Below are 18574 nucleotides of genomic sequence, written 5' to 3'. Positions count from 1 at the left end.
GCCAACTGGCATCAAATTTGAATCCTTTCCAAAAAAGAGTCAACACTCCGAATTTTCAATTCTCACAATAAAACGGCAAAAGAATTTTCTTAAAAAACGCCAGCAACAAAACACAAACCAGTCCGAGCACACACATCAGAACAGGAACGGACAAAGACAGCACCAATCCGGCCGCAAACGCCGCTGCCGGCGGATGTTCAAACCCGAACAGCGCCATCAAGAGCGTTGACAGAAAAACCGCCAAACCGCAGAACAAAACGGTATAAACAAATACAGATTCAGCGCCCTGAAACAAAACGTTGCCGTAAAAACACAAAAAACCGACAGCTGCGCTGATGACGTGTCCACCGATTAAATTTCGAGACTGCGCCGCAGGCGACATCGGAAAAATAAAAACGATGAAAACGCTGGCAATCAACGAAGTGACGACCAGCCCGTACTCAAAAAGTCCCATCATCAAAAAGAAAACAGAAACGAATCCGGCCGCAAGCGTGCTTTGAATTAAACAAAGGCGGATTTTTTTGTTTTGATTACCGAATGTTTTGAGAAGAGTCATAAAATCACACCTGATAACGTAGTTTCATTTTGATACTAATTAACAGAATGAGATATTATAAAAGAAGACAGTTTCAAATCGGATAGTCGGTATCAAATCGGATATTTAAAAACGGGTTGGGATTTAGAAGATTTTAAAAATTCGGGCGGCTCGCGCGCGAGCAAACGTCAAAAAAAGAAAAGAAAAACAGAGAATAAATCTCTGTCTTGTTTTAATATTTTGAAATTATCTAACTTAAGTAAAAGGTATAACTATTATTGATTATTGCGAGTAGACTGTTTTATGCCATCATAAACGCGGCAATATTTCGGCAACAATTTTGATAAAAAATTAATGGAATCGATTTCATTATCCACTGCATAAACTCTGTCGTCGGGTATGTCCGGATAACGAATGCGTCCATCAATCTTAGAATCAGCCAATTTTCCGCTCCAACCATCAATACGATAAGCAATAACAAGTCGGTGGAATGTCCATGCGAAAGCCATCTCTGAAAGAGTTCCTGCACCGCCGCCAATTGCGATAACAGCATCCGAATTTGCAACAATCGTATTTCTGATAACATCCAACCCTGTTGAAAATGAAATATCAATATATTCGTTAGAACTTTTGTCAAACCCTGGAAGTATTCCTATGACATCCCCTTTTTCTTTATATTCAGATTGAAAAGCACCTTTGGAAACAGCTTCCATTACTCCGCCTAATCCGCCGCATACAATACGATATCCATTATCAATAAGAGCTTTTCCAAGTTTTTCAGCAAGCTCGTACTTTTCAGAATTTGGGTCAACGAAGGCATCACCAACAACCGCAATAGTATATTTTTTCATTTTTATTCACCTTTCAGCAATTTCAATCTCTTTTACGATTGGGATTAACCTGAATAACATAAATTCGTTCGACGGTGTCAAATTTTCGAGATCTAAAGATTCAATTTCCTGAACACAATCAATCAAAAAACCGTATTGCTGAAATAAATTTTCATACCATGATAAAGGTCTGTGATATTCTGTTTTCACATTACCTGTTTCATGAGTTTTTTTATGGTATACAAAATGACTTGAAATATCGACATCTCCCGGAAGGGTTAACTTTTTATGCAGTAAAGTATGCTCAACAAAAGAAGATGAAGGGTTGCATATTGCAACGACGGCAATTCCTGAATTGGAAGTTAGCATCCGAACATCATTTATTACGCTTTCTGCTTCTAAATCATCAACACAACATAAAACAAGACTACAAATAACACATTCAAAATGTTGTTCAGATTTTTTTAAAAGTTCTAATTCATCACGCCAAATATAATCAGCAATTTGATTCAACCGTTTATTTTTCTTAATTATAGCCTCATCAATGTCATAGCCTGTAACATTTTTTCCGTTTTTTGCAAGAACTTCAGCAATAGAACCACGGCCACATCCGAAATCAAATATATGCTTATAATTGTTGCATAGTTTAATCACCGAAGGGTCTAACATTTCTTTCTTTGATGTTTTTTCCATTGATTTTAAAAAAAGATTAAATCCTGCAAGTTCGGGAATAGATTCATCAGTCATTGCTTTATTCATCAACTCTTTTAAATCATCTCTAAAATGCCATCGATATGTAAGGTATGCACGGATGCACATTTTATGGAACTCAATTTCTGAAAAAGGAATCCAAGATCTACCAAGGTCAATTAATTTCACATTTCCGGAATTAACTATTAAATTGCCAGGGCAAATATTAGTAAATACTAATTCGCGATTCCGGAGTTCAAGCAACATATTTCTGATTTCATCTAAATATCCTCCTTTGTATTTTTCCCCATAGACATATTCCATCACAAGAATAAAATGACCTTTAAAGCAAACGATTTTATCAAGTTTACATACATGATTGAACTCTTTTCCAACCATTTTTTTAATAATTTCAAGATTCCCATCTTCAAATCCTGCCGATCCAAAAAAGAAATATTTGTAAACGAAAGAACCTGCTTTTGCAATAATTCCTTCTTTTCCTTTTCCAATAATAATTAATTCCGAATCATCAATATGTTCGTCCTTTAACATCATTCGAAAAACAGATTCGGCATAATCAATATTCTTTTGTCCAAAATATTCCGGTAATGTTTGTTTATATGATTCTGTATTATGATAAAGATTTAAAACAAAAGTTTCTACATCTGAAACTGATGTTTTCATTGAAAATATGACGGACTCAATATTGTCTAAAGAATAGACAGATTCTAATTCATCCAAAATTTTCAAAGCATCCTTTGTGGAATCTAAATCGGAAAACATTTGATAAAATAACAAATTTCTACATTCTCGAATCAATCCGCGAATCCGATACGCATTCATTTTTAAATTTCGTGATCTTAACTCAATATTTTGTTCAAAAAAACAAATGATTTTTTTGAGATCCGCTTCATTAAAAAAGAGATTTGTTCTGCGAGGGATTTTTCCGTGAATCAGAATTTCATTATTATAATAATCTGTCAAAGCTTTAACTAAAGAACTTCCGACAAAATCAGAAGCTAATATATCAAGCTTTTGAATTTTATTGACAGGAATACGGTCTTGTCGGACCGGAAGAATTGAAGGAACGACTTTATGAGCACCCACATGACTATTCAAAAGACACCATAATGTATCTCCCCTTCTTGCATTTAATCCATTAAATTGTGGTGAAATATTTGGAAAATCGCGCAAAACCTCTGCATTTAAAACAATTGTGTTTCCGCCCCTTGGTATGACTGGAATACCTGAAGATGAATTTAAACCATTACTGAAATCCTCTGTCCGAACTAAAGGTCGAGTAATACTTTTACCATGAATTGTGTCAATTATTGATTGAATTAATTCAGAATCAGTCAAATTAATCAATGTATGATTTACGGGAGTTTCCAAATGGTTAAAATGTTTTTCAGAATAATCATAATAATAATCACATCCAATTGCGTAAATCTGTTCCATGGAATTGTTTTCAATGCGTGTGTCTGACAGTCTTGACCGTAATTCATAAACAATGTCTAATAACTGCGTTCGAAGTGTACTGTGAATCGGGAGTGGTGCGTCCCCGGTTATTTTCCCAACACCAATAGAAGCATTTTCATGTTTTAATTTAGAGATGAGAGATTGAAAATCACTCATTGTCAAAACAATCGGCATACCAGATTCATCAAAAAAATCAAGACGGATATCATCGTCTAAAATCCAAATACTGCATCCGGGAACTTCTCTTGATTTTAAATACAGATAATGATGAAGAATTGTTCTTCCTGCAGAAATACCGTTTTTTGAATTTTTCTCATTAAAACAGTCCCCGAAACTCCCACAGTCAATATCTGACTGAATCTTCTCCTTTGAAAAAATCTTTAAATTGAGAGAAGGATATTTCTTGTAAATTTCATCTGATTTTAAAGATGGGCAATTATCACATAAAACTATACAATGATCTTTATCAAAATTTTTCAAAAAACATTCTAACTCATCTAACAAACGGCATGCAAGAATAGTTGAAGATGCTGTAAAACCGATTAATAGTGGCGTATATCCGGAAGGATTTAACTTATCCGTACCTGTTATTTCATTATCATTTTGGCATGGGTTTGTTATTTTTTGACAGGAATTTTCATTGAGTTCAATTTTAAAAATTTGTTTAGCTCTTTGAGTAAATAACGCTTTTTCCTTTTCTGTCATTATATTATGATATTTTGAATAAAAGGAAATAAGGCCGATTTTTTTTTGAGAAGAACCAGGATCTGACAATCTGTTTTTTCCAGGTAATGCCCAATGGTGAACTGTATGATGATTGGTTATTCCAAAATTAAAACCTGAATTTAGTAATCGGATACACAAATCTCGATCAGTTGTGCTGCACAGATTTTCATCAAAGCCTCCACATTCAAGAAAAGAGGATAACCGTATTAAAAGATTTGAACCTTGAACATGGGGATTTCCAATTAAAAAATCATGGGTGGTCAAAGTTGTAGGAATGGATAAAGGAATTCCGGGATCATCAAGAGATTCATGTCTGATTAATCCGGATATAACAACATCGAAATTGCCATCCTTAAAAACTGAAAGAGATTTTTCTAAATGATCGATGGTCCAATCATCATCATCATCCAATATTGCACAGATTGTTTGCTCAGGAATGAAAAATTCAGATAAAAATCCTAATGCTGTATTCATTGCGCCAGATAAATTTGAAGTTCTTTTATTTCGAAATAACTCAACATTAATATTTTCGGAATGTTTTGAGATGACCAATGAAGTTTTCTCGAATATATTTTCAGAACAATCCGAAACCACAACAACTTTATCGGGACGAATAGTTTGATTTGAAACAGATTTTAAAGCATTATCTAAAGCATCCGGTCTATTTTTCGTTGCAATAATAATGGCTAAAGTGGGTTTCATTTAATCCCTTTCCAAAGTTATACGATTTCGTTCTTCTGCCGCCGTCAACAAAATTGGGTTTTTCATTGATACTATCAGTTCTTTTGTATCTTTGGGAACACATTTACCGCCATATCCACCAAGTTTTGGTTTAAGATGTTCCTTTGAATTGACTCTTCGATCTGCGTGTATAACACTCATAACATTATCAGAATCAGCTTCATACTCCATACATGCCGATTCGATTTCGTTTGTAAAACTAACCAGTACTGCAATTCTGGCATTATGAGCTAATTTTCCAATTTCAGCTTCAATATTTTTCATCTTCAAAATCGGAACTGATTCACCAACATCATCTACCCACCAAAATAGTTCAATCACTTTATCCATATCAGCAATTTCCCCACTGATCACAAGTCTGTCGGGATTTACAAACCATGTAAAATTACTTTTCTCTCTAAGAAATTCCGGCATGTATACAATTCGAAGATTTGAATATTTTTTAGTAGATGCATCTGTAAAACCCACACTAACCGTACTTTTTATAACACATATTCCAGAATATCCGGAAGCGCTTAATCTACAAAGAACATTATCAACATTTGAACAATCGAGATGACCATCTTCAGATTCAGGAGTCGAAACACATATAAAAGAAATATCAGAATGGAGGACGTTTTCCCAATTTCCTCTGCCGTCGATGTCATATCCATCAACAGTATCATAAAAAAAATCAAAAGTATGCTTAACTGCTTTACCGACGGATCCCAGACCAATTACCGCTAATTTTTGTTTTGAAACTTGAGTCAGAGGATGTTTTTTACCCCCCCCCCGACGGAAAAACGGGCAGGGCCGACGCGGTTTTCGAAATATTGATTTTCTGTCATCATTAATAAACCTCAAAAAATGTGTTGTTGTTCAAGAGTAAATATTAAAATAGATATTAATATCCTTTGAATAAGCATCGTCGAACATAAATTTAAAATTATGAGATCAAATAGTTCAAAGAAGTTATAAGGAAAATAATATGAAAGCATTAATTACCGGTGGAGCCGGATTTATTGGAAGTCATTTATGCGATATTTTAATTCAAAGAGGATGGAATGTTCTTGCTGTAGACAATTTATCTTCAGGACATAAAAAAAACATAGCTCATCTTTTTGAAAACTCTTCATTTGAATTCAAAACTTACGATGTTACTGATGAAGAACAAATAAATGAAGTGATGAACGGAATTGATATGGTTTATCATCTTGCTGCTCATCCGGATATCAGAGCAGGAAATAAAGATCCGAGCATAGATTACAAAGATACACTTCTGACAACAAAAAACGTACTTGAAGCTATGAGAAAAAATAATGTTAAAAAAATGTTTTTTGCCTCGACCTCCGCAGTATACGGAAATATGCCAGAAACATTGCTTAGCGAAACAACCGGAGGATTAGAACCGATATCATATTATGGAGCATGTAAACTTGCTTCTGAATCACTCATTTCTGCTTATGCGTACATGAATGATATGAATATTCTCATTTTCCGATTTCCTAATGTTGTCGGACCACGATTAACACATGGAGTTATATTCGATTTTATTAAAAAATTAAAAGAAAATAACAAAGAATTAACAATTCTGGGGGATGGGAAGCAAAAAAAACAGTATATCTATATTGATGATTTAATAAATGGAATCATCATGCAATCTGAAAAAATGAATGGAAGAATGAGCCTTTACAATATAAGTACGGAATCTTTTGCAACCGTTACAGAAATTGCTGACCTTGTCTGCCAACAAATGAAATTGGAAAATGTAGATTATAAATTTACAGGGGGAAAAACTGGATGGAAAGGAGATGTTCCGACATTTCAATATGACATTCGCAAAATCAAATCAACTGGTTGGGTGTATGAATACACTTCATTAGAAGCAATTCAAAAAACTTTAACGAAAATAGAAATTTAATTAATAAAAAAGAAAAACAGAGAATAAATCTCTGTCTTCATTTGTTTTGTATTTTTAACTTTCAAATTAAGGCATGTCCATGCCCATTCCCGGGTCCATGCCGCCCATGTCCATTCCGGGGGCACCCTGGGATTTGGTTGTCGCGATCACGTCGTCGATTCTGAGAATCATGACGGCGGATTCGGTGGCTGCGTTGATGACCTGAGTCTTCACACGGAGGGGTTCGACAACGAACTCTTTCCACATGTCAACGACTTCACCTTTGAAGACATCGAGACCGGCGGTTTTTAAGCCTTTCTCGTGGCTGGAGCGGAGGTCCATGAGCATGTCAATCGGGTCAAGACCGGCGTTTTCTGCCAATGTCTTGGGGATGATTTCGAGTGCTTCTGCGTAGGCGCGGACAGCGAGCTGTTCTCTGCCTTCGAGTGTTGCCGCGTATTCGTTGAGTCTGAGTGAAAGCTCGACTTCGGGTGAGCCGCCGCCTGCAACGAGTTTCTTGTCTTCGATGACGACACCGACAACGCGGAGTGAGTCTTCGAGAGCGGTTTCGATGCTGTCAATGACGTGGTCGGTACCGCCGCGGAGAAGAACGGAAACGGATTTCGGGTTGTCACAGCCGGTGACGAAAATCATGGCATCGCCGGAAACTTTCTTTTCTTCAACGAGTGCTGCGTAGCCGAGGTCGTCTGCGCTGATTTCATCAAAGTTAGAAATCAAAGCAGCGCCGGTTGCGCGGGCGAGTTTTTCCATGTCGCTCTTTTTAACACGGCGGACAACGAAAAGACCTGCTTTTGCAAGGAAGTGCTGTGCCATGTCGTCAACGCCTTTCTGAACGAAAACAGCTGTTGCACCGCTGTTGATGACTTTGTCAACGGTTGCTTTAATCATGGCTTCTTCCTGGTCGAGGAAAAGCTGGAGCTGGTCCGGTGAGGTGATTGAGATTTCAGCGTCGATTTCAGTGTCTTTGAGTTCAATGGCTTCGTTGAGCAAGAGAATCTTGGCATCTTTGACGATTTCGGGCATGTTGCTGTGAACACGCTCTTTGTCAATGATCATGCCTTTGATAAGTTCGGAATCTTCAATGCGGCCGCCGACTTTCTTGACCACGTTGATCTGCTCTCTGTCAACCTGTTTCTTGCCGTTGACATCGTCGACAACGCTGGTGACAGCTTCGACGGAAATCTTGGCCAAAAGCGGTTTTGCGGATTCTGCGCCTTTGCCGGTGATGGCGGTGGACGCGATGCTTGTTAAAAGTTCGACATCGGTTTCGTCGACGTCTTTTGCAAGTCCCTGAACGAGTTCGACAGCTTTGGCGGCTGCGAGTCTGTAACCGGATGCGATGACGGTCGGGTGGATGTCCATGTCGATAAGGTCTTCTGCTTTCTTCAAGAGTTCGCCTGCAACGACTGCGGCGCTGGTTGTACCGTCGCCGACTTCTTCGTCTTGTGTTTTGGAAACTTCGACGATCATTTTTGCGGCGGGGTGTTCGATGTCCATTTCTTTCAAAATGGTTGCGCCGTCATTTGTAATTGTGACATCGCCCATGGAATCGACAAGCATTTTGTCCATACCTTTGGGGCCGAGTGTTGTTCTGACTGCTTCAGCGACTGCTTTTGCGGCCATGATGTTGTTGCCCTGCGCGTCTCTTCCGCGAGTGCGCTTGCTACCGTCTTTTAAAATGAAAATGGGTTGTCCTGACATATTACGTCTCCTTAAATTTTGATATAATATTGATTATAATATGATCGATTTTGAATCGAATAGAATCTTTCAAATCACGAAAACCGCTTGAAGGAAGCTTCAATCCTGCTTTTTCAAAGGGATGTGAAATGATGATTCGCAGCCGCGCGGTTCACGAGTTGTCATGAATTGAAAAATGCAGCTGAAAGGACTTTCCCGAAATTGCTTTGACATTCCCGAACACGTGTGCTTCTCGGGCTTAAAGCCGCTCCCGACACGAGTTCATCCTTCGCCGAAAACGTCATGCTGAAACGCTGTTTTCGGACAATTCACGGAAAAATTACAACTTAAAATTGATAGAACTTCTATATAAGAGGAACGGTTCGGCGATTTCAAATAAGTATATAAAGGAATGACGAAAAAGAGTTTTATCTGATGAGAACTTATTAGGTTTGAAATTCGACCTTTTATTGCGTAAAATGATTCAGTTCATTTTTTGATGTTTCAGATTGGAAATTCTTGTAAATTTAATTTAAATTTTCATTTTTTCAAAATTTTAACCAACTTAGTTCTGGAACAAGTATCAAAATTAAAAAAACAGGAGGGTACAATATGGAAGATGTCGTAAAAAGCACCGAAATGACGCTCAGCCTTGAGGATTTAGGCATGGCAAAAACAATGGACGCTGACTCAGCGAACACGGGTGCTTCCGCCGAAGAGAGTGCGGATGCTGCAGAAGAATCTGTTGAAATTGAAGAAGAAATCATTGAAAAAACGGGAGAAGAAGTTGCAGCCGAGCAAAAAGCTGTTGTTGAAAAATTGGCGAAACGCTGCGAAGAAAACGGTCCCATTGACCCTGAATTTTTCCAAAAATACGACGTGAACCGCGGGCTCCGCGACGCTGACGGAAACGGTGTTTTAACCGGTTTAACCGAGATCAGCGATGTTCAGTCCGGCCGTCCTGCAAAAGGTGAGACGGAACACAAAAAAGGCCGCCTTTTTTATCGCGGCATTGACATCAATGAACTTGTCGGCGGATTCGTTTCCGAAAAGAGATTCGGTTTCGAAGAAGCGACTTATTTGTTATTATTCGGAACATTGCCGACCGAAACACAATTAGAAGAATTTAAACAGCTTCTCGGCAGTTACCGCACGCTTCCGGAAAACTTTGTCCGAGACGTGATTTTAAAAGCGCCGAGCAGCGAAATGATGAACACGCTTGCGCGCGGTGTTTTAACGCTTTATTCTTATGATGAAAATCCGGATGACACATCCGTTGAAAACGTTCTTCGCCAAAGTTTGCAATTGATTGCTTTGTTCCCGATGCTGGCCGTTTACGGTTATCAGGCGTACAAACACAAATTTGACGGGGACAGTTTGATGATTCACAATCCTCAGCCTGAACTGTCAGCTGCCGAAAACATTCTTTATATGCTTCGCCCGGACACAAAATACACCGAGCTTGAAGCGCGCCTTTTGGATTTGGCGCTGGTGCTCCACGCCGAACACGGCGGCGGCAACAATTCGACATTTACATGCCGCGTTGTCAGTTCTTCCGGAACGGACACTTATTCGGCAATCGCTGCCGCGCTCGGCAGTTTGAAAGGTCCGAAACACGGCGGCGCGAATATTAAAGTCGTCAAGATGTTTGAGGACATGAAAGCCAATATCAGCGACTGGACCGATGAAGAAGAAGTCGGCGGCTATCTCAGAAAGCTTTTGAACAAAGAAGCGTTTGACAACGCCGGTTTAATTTACGGGATCGGGCACGCCGTTTATTCTTTAAACGACCCGCGCGCCGACATTTTCAAGAAATTCGTTGAAAATTTATCGATTGAAAAAGGCCGTGAAGACGAGTTTAAACTTTACGCGATGGTCGAGCGTTTGGCGCCCGAAATCATCGGTCAGGAGAAACGCATTTACAAAGGCGTTTCCGCAAACATCGACTTTTACAGCGGTTTTGTTTACAGCATGCTGGACCTTCCGATGCAGCTTTACACGCCGATTTTTGCAATCAGCAGAATTACCGGCTGGAGCGCGCACCGTTTGGAAGAGCTCATCAACTCCGGCAAAATCATTCGCCCGGCCTACAATGCCGTCGGCGAACTTCAAGCTTACATTCCGCTCAAAGACAGATCAACTGTCGGAAAAGAAATTGTTTTTGAAGAATTTTGCGTTGAAACAGAAATCGAAAAACAGGAATAAGATTCCTGTTTTTCGTTTTTATTTGTTTAAATTGAAGAAATAAAATTTTCGTTTTTTTGATTTTATTATTAAATTTCGTTTTTTGATATTTTATCATTAAAAAATCATTTTTTATTTTGAGCGCAGAACTGACATATTTTTTGTCCGCCGGCTTCAACACAGCGCGCAACGCCGACAGATTCGCCGCAAATCGGGCAAATAATGTTGTCAAAAATTTTCGCTTTTTCGGGAACCGGCTGCTGCGGTTCTTTCACATCATAAACCTGATTTCCGAGCGTTGATAAAATATCATTGACGCGTTGGTCGGAAAGTTCATGGTAACGGGCAGATTCTTCAGTTGTTGCCGTGCCTGACATGACTTTTTTGCGCAAATCATCCATTTCGGGATTCGATTTGAAAAAGTCGGGGCGCATCATTAAACGAACAGCTTTGCCGCTGTTTCGGTTATAAAAAGTAAAAGCGGTTTTTCCCCAGTTGTTGACAATCAAATTTCCTTTTCCGGCCGTTGTTCCGAGAATTGTTTGAATCGCGTCCACCGTACAGGAATCTGTCTCAGTGATGACGACAACTTCCTCATCTTCCGAATAGTTCAAATCCAGAAGCTCACGCGCGTAAAGCGCGGCAACGTAGCCGAGCGCGAGCCCGCCGCAGGAGTGACCGTGAAAAGCAATCGCGTCATCGTAAGTGCGTTCTGAAATTTCCTTTAAAATTACATCTGGCATAATTCAAAAATAATACGCGCATCTATTTAAATCTGTTGAAAAAGAGAATCTAACGAACTCGTTGCTGTTTTAGGAGATGTATTAAACAAAAAATTTTGTCAGAATAAGTATTAAATATGGTAAAATAGTTTGACGATAGTGTTAAAATTTTAAAAATTCGTATGAAATTAAATAATGGATTTTATAATAAAACAAGAGGTTGTAAAATGAAAAATTCCAAGCAAAATTATGCTTTTAAACCAATCGGTATTTTGGCTTTATTTTTGATTTTAATGATGATTTGTCTTCCGTTTTCGGGATGCCTCGGAAATTCCGGCGACGGGTCGGGAAATAAGGAAACGATGACCGTTACAGACGCGTTTGGCAGAACCGTTGAAGTTCCCGACAATCCCGAAAAGATTGCCGTCAGCGGCTCAGGCTCCATGAGATACTTTGTCTATTTGAATGTCGTTGACCGCGTCGTTGCCGTTGATTATCAGGACAACAGCAGCAATTTAATGCCCAAAGACAAACGTCCGTACGCGCTGGCGCACCCTGAAATTAAGGAAAAGCCGCTGCTCGGCACAAGTAAAGGCGTTGTCGATGCTGAAAAATTGTTGGCCGCAAATCCTGATGTTTTATTCTATTCCGCCACCTCTTCAAACGATATCACTGCCGCCGACCAAATTCAAAACAAAACCGGCATTCCCGTCGTTTTGTTCTTCAGCGGCAATTACATCACGGAAAAAGAAAAAATTGATGAAACGCTTCTCATGCTCGGAAAAATTCTTCATAAAGACAGCCGCGCAAAAGAAGTCATCGGATTTTTCGAAAACACGACAAAAGATTTGGAAAACAGAATTAAAAATGTCTCCGCATCCGATAAAACCGTTTTTGTCGGCGGCGTTGCATACAACGGTCCCCACGGCTTAAACGGCACAAATCCGATTTACATGCCTTTTGACATTTTAAACGCCGATAATGTTGCAAGAGGCGTTCCGCTCAGCGGCCCGAGCACGGGATACGCGCTTGTGTCAAAAGAAATCATTTTGGAATGGGATCCCGTGATCATTTTTGTCGATGTCGAAACAGTGACCGCTGCAGGCGGCGGCGCGTTTTCAGAGTTGAAAAATGATCCGTCTTACAAAGGTTTGGCCGCCGCGAAAAACGGCGAGATTTATGCTGTGAACCCACACACTTCAATGGGTGTCAATCATGAAACAGCGCTTGCCAACTGTTATTATGTCGGCAAAATTCTTTATCCCGAACAATTCGCGGATGTTGATCCCGCCGAAAAAGCTGATGAAATTTATACATTCATCGTCGGCGCGCCTGTTTTTGAACAAATTCAGAAAAACGCCGACGGTTTGTCTTATACAAAAGTAGATTTGGCGCAAATTTAAATCTGAAAAATGAGGGATAAAATGCATTTGGAAGACGGAACAAAACCGGCTGGCTACAGAAAATATGTCGCTAAAAAAATCGGCATCGTTGCCGGTATGTTCCTTTTTTTAATTCTTTTCGCACTCTTCGCCGTTTCCGTCGGCTCGGTCAGCATTCCGATTCCTGATGTGATTCTGACACTTTTGTCCGGCCCGGGAGGAAACGGCCTGTTTGATCGCGTTATCTGGAATATCCGTATTCCGCAAATTATTACTGCCATTCTTGCCGGTGCCGGTTTAGCCGTTGCCGGTGTTGCGATGCAGTCTGTTTTGAAAAATCCGTTGGCGTCTCCTTACACGCTCGGCCTTTCCAATGCAGCGGCGTTCGGCGCTGCCGTCGGCATTCTTCTGTTCGGACTCGGGACGACCGGAAACAACATGGCGGATGCCATTACCGTTAATAATCCGTATCTTGTCACCGCTTCCGCATTTATATTCAGTATGCTGGCTTCGGGAATTATTTTAATTATTGCCAAAATCCGTTCAGCAACGCCCGAAGTCATGGTGCTTGCCGGTGTTGCGTTGAATTCGCTTGCCGTTGCCGGACTTGCCGCAATTCAATATTTTGTGGACGAAACAAAAGTTGCGGCAATCGTTTTCTGGCAATTCGGAGACGTTGCCCGCGCGGGAACAATAGAAATTATCATCATCGGCCTCATTGTTTTAATTTGTTTCATTTATTTCATTTGGAAACGCTGGGACTTCAACGCGATGGATGCCGGCGATGAAACGGCTAAAAGTTTGGGCGTCAATGTTTTCCGTCTTCGTTTGGTTGGCATGGTCGCCGCATCTCTTATCAGCGCCGTTGTTGTGTCTTTTTTGGGTGTGATTGGCTTTGTCGGATTGGTTTGCCCGCATATTATGCGCCGCCTCGTCGGTGATGATCAGCGTTATTTAATGGTCGGGACTGCCGTTTGCGGCGCGCTTTTGCTTTTGGTCTCTGATACGGTTGCCCGAACAATGATTGCGCCGCACGTTTTACCGGTTGCCATTATTACATCCTTTTTGGGCGCGCCGATTTTCTTATATCTGATTGTGAGGGGAAAGTAAAATGATTCTCAATATCAACGATGTTCACTTTGATTATCGGAGCCGGAAAGTTTTAAACGGCGTTGAGCTCGGCGTAAATCGGGGCGAAATCTTAGCAATTATGGGCCCGAACGGTGTCGGTAAAAGTACGCTTTTGAAATGTATGGATTTCATTTTAAAACCGACAAACGGAACGGTTATGGTTGACGGAAACGATTTGTCAAAACTTTCCAAACAGGAAATCGCGCAAAATATTGGTTACGTTTCCCAGCGCAATGAAGTTTCAAGAACAACGGTTTTTGACGCCGTTTTGCTCGGCAGAAAGCCGCATATTGGTTTAACAGTCAGCGAAAATGATTACAAAATCGTAGATGCCGCGCTCAAACGTTTTGAATTAGAAGACATGCAGCTTCGCCGGATTGATGAAATGAGCGGCGGCGAGCTTCAAAAAGTTTGCATTTGTCGAGCGATTGCGCAAGAACCGAATGTTCTTTTGCTGGATGAACCGACCAGCAGTCTGGATTTGCACAATCAGCTTGAAATTTTAAAAATTATTCGAAACGTAACGGAAGGACATCAAACAGCAACTGTTTTGACGATGCATGATTTGAATTTGGCACTGCGTTTCGCCGACAAATTTGTTTTCATGAAAGACGGAATCATTCACGATGCTTGCGACGCGCGCGGTGTGATGCCCGAAATCATTGAAAATATTTACGGCGTTAAAGTTCACATTGAATATTTTAAAGGTGTTCCGTACGTTATTCCGGAATAAGTTATCAAAAACGGAAAAAGACATCAAAAACGAAAACGGAAGCGTTTTTTCAATTCGAAGCTGTAAAAGAAAAAAGGCGACGCATGATAGCACATGCGCCGCCTTCCTTACGGGGTTGGTTTAATAGGGTTTTGGTTTATTTCGTTCTTTTGTTTTTGATTGGTTTTGATTTGTTTTTGATTGGTTACAGGGGTGGGGTTTACTATTTCATCAGTTTATATTTTGGTGGAATAAACTGAAATTCTAGTATGTTTTTTTACAGAAATCAAGCGAAGGCTTGATTCCGGTCTCCGGCAGACTTTCGATATTTCGAAAACTGCCGAAACCGGGATCAAACAATATCGATTTATTTCACACAACAATCGATTTGCTTGGGTTCGTTTTTATCTGTTTTCACTTTGTTTGGTCGTTTTTCAAATGGTTTGCTTTTACAGGTGGTTTCGTTTTGCAGGCGATTCAAAGATTTTTGAATCAATGTTTTCGCCGTAGATTGTAAACCTTTTTTTGGATTTCGGTTTACAATCAATTCAAGTATTTTATAGTATTTATATGTTTTGCCAAATTAAATTTTGAATTTAATTTTCAGAATCGAAAATTAATTCAAATCAAATTGCGCCGGAAATTTATTCGGCGGTTATTGCCGCATTTGTCCTGAAAGAAGCTGTCTTATGAAACATGCCGGCTTTCAAGTAACCTTCAGACCCTGTCTGATGGTGAGCGTAGATTTCATCGGCTTCTTCCTGAGTGATTCTGCCGGCTTCAACATCAGCATCCAAACTGACTTTGATTTGAGACAAGAAAAAATCATTTTTCTCATCAGCCGTCATATTCTGAAGCGTCAAAATTTCTTCTTCCGAAAGCACCGCCTTCATTTTAACGGAAGCGCTGACACCGTTGACACCGCCGTCACGAATTGTAATACTTCTCTTCGCACCGTTTCCGTGTGCCGTCGACATGTTGTCAGCTTCTTCCTGCGTCAGCTTGCCTGCCGCAACCGCTTCGGAAAGACCTTGTTTAAACTGTTCCAAAAAGAAAGCTTCCTTTTCATCATCAGTCATATCCTTCAAAGCTTCGAGTTCTTCTTCGGACAAAGCCGCAAAATTCGCGCCGCTTGCAACAAGACTGACACGGACGCTTTCGCCGGCTTCGCGCTCGGCATACATTTCATCAGCTTCCGCCTGCGTCAAATTACCGGCTTCAACTTCAATATCCAAATGTTCTTTGTATCTGGCCAGGAAGTAAGCTTCTCTTTCATCGGCGTTCATAGATTCCAAAAGCTTCATTTCATCAGGATTGTGTTCGCTGAACGCAATTTTCATGAATTTGATATCGTTTGGTCCGTCCGCATCATGATGAAATGAAAATGAAACTTGTTCGCTGTCTTCGGAAACTCTGAATTTGCCAAAATGCGTATTTCCTTCGCCGTCGGTTACATGCGTCCATTGTTCGTCATCTGAAATTTTAAAAGTTAAGAACTTAACATCGGAATTGTGATGGCCGTTGCCGGCGGCAAGAGCCGGTGAGATCACCGAAGCGGCGACCAGCAAGACCAAAAATGATCCGAGCAAATATTTTATATTCATTATTCATCTATCCTTTATTGTTTGTTTTGTTAAATAAAATCAGACTCGGTGTTTGTCCGCCGTGTCTGATTTCAACGTTAATGTAAACCTGTTTTCAAAAAACGGTTTACAATGGTCTCAATAAAGATTGATTTTATATAAATATTACGGATTATTTGAAAAAAAAGAAATGACAAAAATCCGAATCAATTCAACCGATTCTGTTTTAAAATGAAACATAAAATTTAAATGATTATAACGAATTGGAATTGAAACAAATTAAAAACGGAAAAAATCATGACACAAAAATCCATTCCGATGACGGCCGAAATCAAAGCATTCTTGCTTTCGATCGGAACCGCCGATGTTGAAGATGAAAAATTGGTTTTGCCGACATTAAAATCAACGGCAGGCCCAAGCGCCGGAAGCGCAGGTTCTGTTTTTATCGCTTCAAACGGCAAACGCGTCCGCCTGAATTTAGATGAAAAATCGCCGATTAAAATTAAAAAAACAGAGGGTGACAAAAACGATGAAATCGCCGTTTATTTTTCTGAAAAACAATCCGAAAAATTAATCGTCACCGGAAAAATTGAACCGGCGTTGGCGCACTGCCCCGAGCAGGCGTACATCAATTTGTCAGAAAAATGCATTTATGATTGCAAATTCTGTTCTGTTCCGATTCTTCAGGGACATACAAAAACGAAAGAGGAAAGCTTGAAAATTATTCAGAACGCTTTTGACAAAGGAGGCGTCAAAGCAATTTCAATTACGTCGGGCGTTGAAAAAACGCCGGAAGGCGAGTTGGAGCGTGTCTTGGACCTGATGCCTGACTTGAAAAAATACAACGTTCCGATCGGCATTTCCATTTACGCCGTTTCCGGCGGTTCCGAAAAATTAAAAAAAGCAGGGGCAGCGGAAATCAAATACAATATTGAAGTTACCGACCCCGAAATTTTTAAAGACATCTGCCCCGGCCTTTCCGAAACCGATGTTTTTTCGGAACTGGGAGATGCGGTTCAATTATTTGGCCGCGGCAAGGTTTTCAGTAATGTTATAATCGGCCTCGGTGAAACCGACGAAAGCGTCAGAATCATGATTGAAAAACTTGCCGAAATCGGCGTTATCGCCTGCATTCGCCCGATTTATGTAAATGAACTTCGAAAAGGAGATTGTTTCATGGAACGCCCGTCCAAAGAACGCCTGCTGAAACTGTTTGAAATGCAGAAAGAAATTTCTCAAAAATACAATCTTCATCCGGAAAAATCCGAAACGATGTGCTCGCTTTGTTCGGGATGCGATATGGTTCCGGGACGCGACGATTAATTTTTTTCGGCTGTCGCCGTCGTGCGCGAGCCGCACAAATTTAAAAAATAAATTGAAAACAACCCTTGTTTTTTAAATAAATGAAGAAAAATCTTCATTTACTCAATTTTAAAAGCTTCTTCTGCCGAAAAACCGCCGTGGACAACCGCGCTGATTCTTTTGGTCGTTCTTGTCGGGTCTTCCGACTGGAAAACGTTTCTGCCGATTGCAACGCCTTTGCCGCCGGCTTCAAGCGAATCTGCAATCATCTGCAAAAGATCGAGTTCGGATTCCATGTGCGGACCGCCTGCGATAATCACCGGAATCGGTGTTCCTTTAACGACTTCGCGGAAAGAGTCGATGTCGCCGGTGTAATTGGTTTTGACGATATCCGCGCCGAGTTCGGCTGCCAGGCGCGCGGCGTGCGCGACAACATCTTTTCCGAATTCGGAAGTGATTTTCGGACCGCGCGGATAAACCATCGCCAAAAGCGGCATGCCCCATTCATCGCATTTTTGAGCGACATAGCCGAAACCGGCAAGCATTTCCGGCTCGTCTTCCGCGCCGATGTTGACATGAATAGAAACCGCGTCGGCGCCGACTTTAATCGCTTCTTCAACGGTTGTCACCAAAACTTTGTGATTGGAATTCGGGCCGATTGATGTCGAAGCCGATAAATGAATGATTAAACCGATGTCGTTGCCGTATTTTCTGTGACCATGTTTGGCAAGTCCCATGTGCCCGAGAACCGCGTTTGCGCCGCCGACCGCGACTTTATCGACTGCGTCGGGCAAATTCGTCAAGCCTCTGATCGGGCCGACGCCGACACCATGATCCATTGGCGCAATAATTGTTCGTCCCGTATCTCTTTTAACAAATCTTTCCATACGAATGGATTTTCCGATCATACTCATATTAAAAATTCCTTTGACTTGTATTGATTTTTAGAATAACAAATTTTTAGATAATTCTGTTTA

14 protein-coding genes are annotated in these 18574 nt (G+C 40.5%); 6 read left to right on the top strand and 8 right to left on the bottom strand.

Annotated elements, in window-relative coordinates; translation table 11 throughout:
• Nucleotides 1–55: 55 nt before the first annotated feature.
• The 4 genes from MmiEs2_RS07515 to MmiEs2_RS07500 form a co-directional block, all read right to left on the bottom strand.
• Complete coding sequence (locus tag MmiEs2_RS07515; RefSeq protein ID WP_316559250.1) at nucleotides 56–556, bottom strand: HPP family protein; 501 nt, start codon at nucleotides 554–556, stop codon at nucleotides 56–58.
• 254 nt (nucleotides 557–810) lie between these two features.
• Complete coding sequence (locus tag MmiEs2_RS07510; protein ID WP_316559249.1) at nucleotides 811–1386, bottom strand: TIGR00725 family protein; 576 nt, start codon at nucleotides 1384–1386, stop codon at nucleotides 811–813.
• 6 nt (nucleotides 1387–1392) lie between these two features.
• Nucleotides 1393–4962 carry a glycosyltransferase gene (locus MmiEs2_RS07505; protein ID WP_316559248.1) on the bottom strand — a complete coding sequence of 1190 codons (3570 nt, stop codon included), beginning with the start codon at nucleotides 4960–4962 and terminating at the stop codon, nucleotides 1393–1395.
• Nucleotides 4963–5844: a hypothetical protein gene (locus MmiEs2_RS07500; protein WP_316559247.1), complete on the bottom strand. Its 882-nt coding sequence runs from the start codon at nucleotides 5842–5844 to the stop codon at nucleotides 4963–4965.
• A gap of 124 nt (nucleotides 5845–5968) precedes the next feature.
• Here MmiEs2_RS07500 and MmiEs2_RS07495 point away from each other — a divergent pair, with 124 nt between their 5' ends.
• Complete coding sequence (locus MmiEs2_RS07495; protein WP_316559246.1) at nucleotides 5969–6901, top strand: SDR family NAD(P)-dependent oxidoreductase; 933 nt, start codon at nucleotides 5969–5971, stop codon at nucleotides 6899–6901.
• A 66-nt stretch (nucleotides 6902–6967) separates the two neighbouring features.
• On the opposite strand, the gene thsA is transcribed toward MmiEs2_RS07495, so the two are convergent.
• Complete coding sequence (gene thsA / locus MmiEs2_RS07490) at nucleotides 6968–8602, bottom strand: thermosome subunit alpha (protein WP_316559245.1); 1635 nt, start codon at nucleotides 8600–8602, stop codon at nucleotides 6968–6970.
• A gap of 591 nt (nucleotides 8603–9193) precedes the next feature.
• On the opposite strand from thsA, the gene MmiEs2_RS07485 reads away from it, so the two are divergent.
• On the top strand, nucleotides 9194–10786 hold the full coding sequence (locus MmiEs2_RS07485; protein ID WP_316559244.1) for a citrate/2-methylcitrate synthase: 1593 nt from the start codon (nucleotides 9194–9196) through the stop codon (nucleotides 10784–10786).
• Between the two features lie 104 nt (nucleotides 10787–10890).
• Here MmiEs2_RS07485 and MmiEs2_RS07480 read toward each other — a convergent pair whose 3' ends face one another.
• Nucleotides 10891–11508, bottom strand: coding sequence for an FmdE family protein (locus MmiEs2_RS07480; protein WP_316559243.1), 618 nt, complete (start codon nucleotides 11506–11508; stop codon nucleotides 10891–10893).
• Nucleotides 11509–11714: 206 nt separating this feature from the next.
• Here MmiEs2_RS07480 and MmiEs2_RS07475 point away from each other — a divergent pair, with 206 nt between their 5' ends.
• From MmiEs2_RS07475 to MmiEs2_RS07465, 3 genes are read left to right on the top strand one after another with little or no spacing between them, the layout of a single operon-like run.
• Entirely contained in the window at nucleotides 11715–12890 is a 1176-nt protein-coding gene (locus MmiEs2_RS07475; protein WP_316559242.1) for an ABC transporter substrate-binding protein, read from the top strand.
• A gap of 21 nt (nucleotides 12891–12911) precedes the next feature.
• Entirely contained in the window at nucleotides 12912–13979 is a 1068-nt protein-coding gene (locus tag MmiEs2_RS07470; protein ID WP_316559241.1) for a FecCD family ABC transporter permease, read from the top strand.
• Between the two features lies 1 nt (nucleotide 13980).
• A complete protein-coding gene (locus tag MmiEs2_RS07465; RefSeq protein ID WP_316559240.1) occupies nucleotides 13981–14733 on the top strand; it encodes an ABC transporter ATP-binding protein in 753 nt (250 codons plus the stop codon).
• 623 nt (nucleotides 14734–15356) lie between these two features.
• Here MmiEs2_RS07465 and MmiEs2_RS07460 read toward each other — a convergent pair.
• Nucleotides 15357–16316 (bottom strand): hypothetical protein, encoded by a 960-nt coding sequence (locus tag MmiEs2_RS07460; RefSeq protein ID WP_316559239.1) that lies wholly within the window; start codon nucleotides 16314–16316, stop codon nucleotides 15357–15359.
• Nucleotides 16317–16592: 276 nt separating this feature from the next.
• Between MmiEs2_RS07460 and MmiEs2_RS07455 the strand changes: the two genes are divergently transcribed.
• On the top strand, nucleotides 16593–17618 hold the full coding sequence (locus MmiEs2_RS07455; RefSeq protein WP_316559238.1) for a radical SAM protein: 1026 nt from the start codon (nucleotides 16593–16595) through the stop codon (nucleotides 17616–17618).
• Nucleotides 17619–17716: 98 nt separating this feature from the next.
• Here the strand turns inward: MmiEs2_RS07455 and MmiEs2_RS07450 are convergent, their stop codons facing one another.
• A complete protein-coding gene (locus tag MmiEs2_RS07450; protein ID WP_316559237.1) occupies nucleotides 17717–18511 on the bottom strand; it encodes a 2-amino-3,7-dideoxy-D-threo-hept-6-ulosonate synthase in 795 nt (264 codons plus the stop codon).
• Nucleotides 18512–18574: the final 63 nt, after the last annotated feature.

This window comes from Methanimicrococcus stummii, from assembly GCF_032594435.1.
GTDB lineage: Archaea > Halobacteriota > Methanosarcinia > Methanosarcinales > Methanosarcinaceae > Methanimicrococcus > Methanimicrococcus stummii.
Note: the sequence above shows the minus strand (reverse complement) of the source record. Positions and strands in the feature narration are given on the sequence as shown.

What these genes read in the sequence shown, in the direction of transcription:
- MmiEs2_RS07510 (WP_316559249.1), bottom strand. Translation starts at nt 1,386, where the DNA reads ATGAAAAAATATACTATTGCGGTTGTTGGTGATGCCTTCGTTGACCCA.
- thsA (WP_316559245.1), bottom strand. Translation starts at nt 8,602, where the DNA reads ATGTCAGGACAACCCATTTTCATTTTAAAAGACGGTAGCAAGCGCACT.
- MmiEs2_RS07505 (WP_316559248.1), bottom strand. Translation starts at nt 4,962, where the DNA reads ATGAAACCCACTTTAGCCATTATTATTGCAACGAAAAATAGACCGGAT.
- MmiEs2_RS07495 (WP_316559246.1), top strand. Translation starts at nt 5,969, where the DNA reads ATGAAAGCATTAATTACCGGTGGAGCCGGATTTATTGGAAGTCATTTA.
- MmiEs2_RS07455 (WP_316559238.1), top strand. Translation starts at nt 16,593, where the DNA reads ATGACACAAAAATCCATTCCGATGACGGCCGAAATCAAAGCATTCTTG.
- MmiEs2_RS07465 (WP_316559240.1), top strand. Translation starts at nt 13,981, where the DNA reads ATGATTCTCAATATCAACGATGTTCACTTTGATTATCGGAGCCGGAAA.
- MmiEs2_RS07515 (WP_316559250.1), bottom strand. Translation starts at nt 556, where the DNA reads ATGACTCTTCTCAAAACATTCGGTAATCAAAACAAAAAAATCCGCCTT.
- MmiEs2_RS07460 (WP_316559239.1), bottom strand. Translation starts at nt 16,316, where the DNA reads ATGAATATAAAATATTTGCTCGGATCATTTTTGGTCTTGCTGGTCGCC.
- MmiEs2_RS07450 (WP_316559237.1), bottom strand. Translation starts at nt 18,511, where the DNA reads ATGAGTATGATCGGAAAATCCATTCGTATGGAAAGATTTGTTAAAAGA.
- MmiEs2_RS07485 (WP_316559244.1), top strand. Translation starts at nt 9,194, where the DNA reads ATGGAAGATGTCGTAAAAAGCACCGAAATGACGCTCAGCCTTGAGGAT.
- MmiEs2_RS07480 (WP_316559243.1), bottom strand. Translation starts at nt 11,508, where the DNA reads ATGCCAGATGTAATTTTAAAGGAAATTTCAGAACGCACTTACGATGAC.
- MmiEs2_RS07470 (WP_316559241.1), top strand. Translation starts at nt 12,912, where the DNA reads ATGCATTTGGAAGACGGAACAAAACCGGCTGGCTACAGAAAATATGTC.
- MmiEs2_RS07475 (WP_316559242.1), top strand. Translation starts at nt 11,715, where the DNA reads ATGAAAAATTCCAAGCAAAATTATGCTTTTAAACCAATCGGTATTTTG.